At 64.3% G+C, this 4,283-nt stretch carries 5 protein-coding genes and 1 pseudogene; all 6 read left to right on the top strand.

Translation table 11 applies throughout. The annotated features are described in order from the left end of the window. Nucleotides 1–146: pseudogene (locus MOV75_RS28950) on the top strand (transcriptional regulator); the annotation flags it as partial. A gap of 3 nt (nt 147–149) precedes the next feature. Then, a complete protein-coding gene (locus MOV75_RS28945) occupies nt 150–1,175 on the top strand; it encodes a fatty acid desaturase family protein (protein ID WP_247007045.1) in 1,026 nt (341 codons plus the stop codon). Nucleotides 1,176–1,350: 175 nt separating this feature from the next. Next, a complete protein-coding gene (gene fabD, locus MOV75_RS28940; RefSeq protein ID WP_246931298.1) occupies nt 1,351–2,310 on the top strand; it encodes an ACP S-malonyltransferase in 960 nt (319 codons plus the stop codon). A 14-nt stretch (nt 2,311–2,324) separates the two neighbouring features. Then, nucleotides 2,325–3,062, top strand: coding sequence for a 3-oxoacyl-[acyl-carrier-protein] reductase (gene fabG, locus MOV75_RS28935; RefSeq protein ID WP_247007044.1), 738 nt, complete (start codon nt 2,325–2,327; stop codon nt 3,060–3,062). Between the two features lie 313 nt (nt 3,063–3,375). Beyond that, nucleotides 3,376–3,615 (top strand): acyl carrier protein, encoded by a 240-nt coding sequence (locus tag MOV75_RS28930; protein ID WP_008130699.1) that lies wholly within the window; start codon nt 3,376–3,378, stop codon nt 3,613–3,615. Nucleotides 3,616–3,723: 108 nt separating this feature from the next. After that, nucleotides 3,724–4,283: beta-ketoacyl synthase N-terminal-like domain-containing protein (locus MOV75_RS28925; protein ID WP_309486974.1), on the top strand; the 560-nt coding region annotated here is incomplete at its 3' end.

Here is a 4,283-nt window from a genome sequence, read left to right as displayed (position 1 = left end):
GCTATGCGATGGGCCGCTCGCCCGAGGCGCTCTGCGCCGAGATGCTTCGCGTGCTCGGCGAGCAGGCGAAATCGACGGGCGATGCCGCGCGCCTGCGTCTCGTCGAGGGGCGCGGCACGTCGACCACTTCAGATGAGGAAGGTTAGGCCATGACGGCGCTTCGCATGCGTGCCCGCGATTTCCTGACCGACGATCAACTGGCCGACGTGCGCCAGCGCATGACCTGGAAAGGCGTTGCGCTGATCGCGCACGCCTGGACGCTGATCGTGGGCGCGATCGCTTTGGTCGCGTGGTGGCCCAATCCGATCACCTATATCCTGGCCGTTGCCATCATCGGCTCGCGCCAGCTGGGCCTTTCGATCCTGATGCATGACGGTGCCCATGGCTGCCTGTCCGCCGACGAAAAAACCAATCTGACGCTGAGTCAGTGGTTCTGTGCTTATCCGCTGTTCGCGGAGACGCGCAGCTACCGGCGTTACCACCTTCAGCATCATGCACGCACGCAGCAGGAGGATGATCCCGATCTCGTGCTGTCGGCGCCGTTTCCGATCACGAAGCTGAGCTATCGCCGCAAGTTCATTCGCGACATCACCGGACAGACCGGCTACCAGCAGCGCAAGGCGCAGCTGCTCAACGCGCTCGGCTCGAAGGACTGGCCGTGGCGCCAGCGCCTGGCGCATTTCTGGGACAAGCTCGGTCCGCAATGCATCGTCAATGCCGTGATGTTCGCCGCGCTTGCGGCCGCCGGCGTGTGGTGGGCCTATCCGCTGCTATGGCTGCTGCCGCTGCTGACCTGGATGATGGTCATCACCCGCATCCGCAACATCGCCGAGCACGCTGTGGTGCCCGACAGCAGCGATCCCTTGCGCAACACCCGCACCACCAACGCCAATTTTCTGGAGCGGCTGTTCATCGCGCCGTATTACGTGAACTACCACCTCGAGCATCATCTCTTGTTCTACGTGCCCTGCTACAATCTGCCGAAGGTCCATCGCCTGCTGAGCGCGAGCCGGCACGCGGGCCGCATGGAGGTGCAGCCGGGCTACGCCGCGGTGCTGCGGCTTGCAACTGCGAAGCCGAACCGCGATGACCGTCCGGGGCAAGTGGTCAATAGCGCGCGCCGCGCGCAGGCAGGGGCGGAGGTCGACGCCAACCAGACGGCCGGCGGATTCTAGCAAGCGGCATATCCGGTTGAATGCTTGCCGAAGCTCCCATCTTGGCTTGACATTCTGGCCCCTGACAGTGTCTACGGCCCCCTTTGGAGCATGATCGGGAACCAAGGCTCGGGCCGGACGTAGTTGGCTGCCGGGTTCTCGAAGACAACTGCTCGAGCGATCCAGGGGAGCGCCGATGACGGCAGCATTCACATTTCCGGGGCAGGGTTCCCAGGCGGTCGGCATGGGCAAGGCCCTGGCCGATGCCTTTCCGGTGGCGCGCGCGGTGTTCGACGAGGTCGATGCCGCGCTCGGGGAGAAGCTGACGGCGACCATCTGGGATGGTCCGGCCGAAACGCTCCAGCTCACCGAAAACGCCCAGCCGGCGCTGATGGCGGTGTCTGTCGCCACCCTGCGCGTGCTGGAGGCCGAGGCTGGATTTTCCGTGGGGCGAGACGCGGCCTTCGTCGCCGGCCACTCGCTCGGCGAATATTCGGCGCTGGCTGCGGCCGGCAGCCTGACGATTTCAGATACCGCCCGTCTGCTTCGCACCCGCGGTCTCGCAATGCAAAAGGCAGTCCCGGTCGGCGCGGGCGCGATGGCCGCGCTGCTTGGTCTCGACTACGAGGCCGCCATGGAGGTCGCCAATGAAGCGGCCCAGGGGCAGGTCTGCCAAGCCGCCAACGACAATGGCGGCGGACAGGTGGTCGTCTCAGGCGACAAGGCTGCGGTGGATCGCGCCGTCGAGATCGCCAAGACCAAGGGCGCCAAGCGCGCGATGCTGCTGCCGGTGTCCGCCCCGTTCCATTGTAGACTGATGCAGCCGGCTGCGGATGCCATGGCGGACGCGCTGTCGAAGGTCACGATCAAGGCGCCGGCCGCGCCGCTGGTGTCGAACGTGCTGGCGAGCGCCATCACCGATCCCGACGAGATCCGCCGCCGCCTGGTCGAGCAGGTCACCGGCACCGTGCGCTGGCGCGAGTCGGTTGCCTATATGGCAGGGCAGGGCGTTACCCGTTTCTTCGAGATCGGCGCCGGCAAGGTGCTGACGGGTCTCGTCAAGCGCATCGCGGACGGCGCCGTCGGCGTCGCGGTCGGCGGTCCCAATGACATTGCCGCCGCCAGGGATGCATTGGCCGCTGCGAAGCAGGCCTAGAGGAGTTGTTTTCGATGTTCGATCTGACTGGCAAAAAGGCGCTCGTCACCGGCGCGACCGGCGGCATCGGCGGCGCGATTGCGCAGGCGCTGCACGCGCAGGGCGCCACCGTCGCGATTTCAGGAACGCGCAAGGAGGTGCTGGATGAGCTTGCCGGCAGGCTCGGCGAGCGCGCTCACGTGTTGCCCTGCAATCTCTCCAAGGCCGACGAGGTCGAGGCACTGGTGCCTGCTGCGGAAGCGGCGATGGGCCAGGTCGACATCCTCGTCGCCAACGCCGGCATCACCCGCGACAATCTCTTCGTTCAACTCCGTGACGAGGATTGGGAGGAGGTCATCAACGTCAATCTGACCGCGACCTTCCGCCTGGCACGCGCCGCCACCAAATTGATGATGCGCAAGCGCTTCGGCCGCATCATCGCCATCACCTCGGTGGTCGGCGTCACCGGCAATCCCGGGCAGGGCAACTATACGGCGTCGAAAGCCGGCCTGATCGGCATGATCAAGACGCTGGGTGCCGAATACGCCAAGCGCGGCGTCACTGCGAACTGTATTGCACCCGGCTTCATCAAGACGCCAATGACCGACGCGCTCAACGACAAGCAGCGCGAAACGATTCTCACCAAGGTTCCGGCCAACCGCCTGGGCACCCCCGAGGACATTGCAGCGGCCGCAGTCTACCTGAGTTCGAACGAAGCGGCGTACGTCACCGGGCAAACCATCCATGTCAATGGCGGCATGGCCATGATCTGACGCTTCGTCCCGCACTGCCCACATCGGCGGTGCGGGATGCGGCAAACGGCCGTTTCCGGAGCGAAATGAGGCTTGTAGTCAAGGCAATTGAAGTATGATAACCGGACGCTCAACGGATGGGCAAAGAACGCCATTGCAGGTTTTTGAAACCCTGTATATTGGCGATGCGGAGCCTTGGCCGTCGTTCGCCGGGCCCTGTATCGGTTAGGATGGGGCCAATCTAAAGTTCGTAAGCGAAGGCAAGTAACACGACCACGACGGCTCGTATCGTCCCGGGGGGTCGGGTCTACAGGGAACAACACGAGGTTAAGCAATGAGTGACATTGGCGAACGGGTTAAGAAGATCGTGGTCGAACACCTTGGTGTTGAGCCCGAGAAGGTTGTCGACGCTGCGAGCTTCATCGACGACCTCGGCGCCGACAGTCTGGACACCGTCGAACTGGTGATGGCGTTCGAAGAGGAATTCGGTTGCGAGATTCCGGACGACGCTGCGGAAACGATTCTCACCGTCGGCGACGCCACGAAGTTTCTCGAGAAGAACGCGAAGAGCTAAGGCTCTTCATTTTCGCGGGGACAACATTGAAACCGGACGGGCCGCTTCCCAGCGGTCAGCCGGTTTCTTGTTATTGGCCGTGAGTCTTTCGATGCGGAGTTTTCGGATATGAGGCGGGTTGTCGTCACTGGTCTCGGCATGGTGTCGCCGCTCGGCTGCGGCGTCGAACCGACCTGGAAACGCATCCTCAACGGCGAAAGCGGCGCGCGCCGGATCGAGAGCTTCGACGTCTCCGATCTTCAGACAAAATACGCCTGCACCGTCGTGCGCGGCGACGGCACCAACGACACCTTCAATCCCGATAAGTGGATGGAGCCGAAGGACCAGCGCAAGGTCGACGACTTCATCATCTTCGGCATGGCCGCGGCCGGCCAGGCGCTCGACGACGCCAACTGGCACCCCGAAACCGAGGAGGACAAGTGCGCGACCGGAACCATGATCGGATCCGGCATCGGCGGCCTCAGCGGCATCGCTGACACAGCGATCCTCTTGAAGGAGCGCGGACCGCGCCGGGTGTCGCCGTTCTTCATTCCGGGCCGCCTGATCAATCTCGCCTCCGGCTACGTCTCGATCGCGCACGGGCTGAAGGGGCCGAACCATTCGGTGGTCACGGCCTGCTCGACCGGCGCACACGCCGTCGGCGATGCCGCGCGCCTGATCGCGCTGGG

The sequence above is a fragment of the Bradyrhizobium sp. PRIMUS42 genome, from assembly GCF_023006515.1.
Lineage (GTDB): Bacteria > Pseudomonadota > Alphaproteobacteria > Rhizobiales > Xanthobacteraceae > Bradyrhizobium.
Note: the sequence above shows the minus strand (reverse complement) of the source record. Positions and strands in the feature narration are given on the sequence as shown.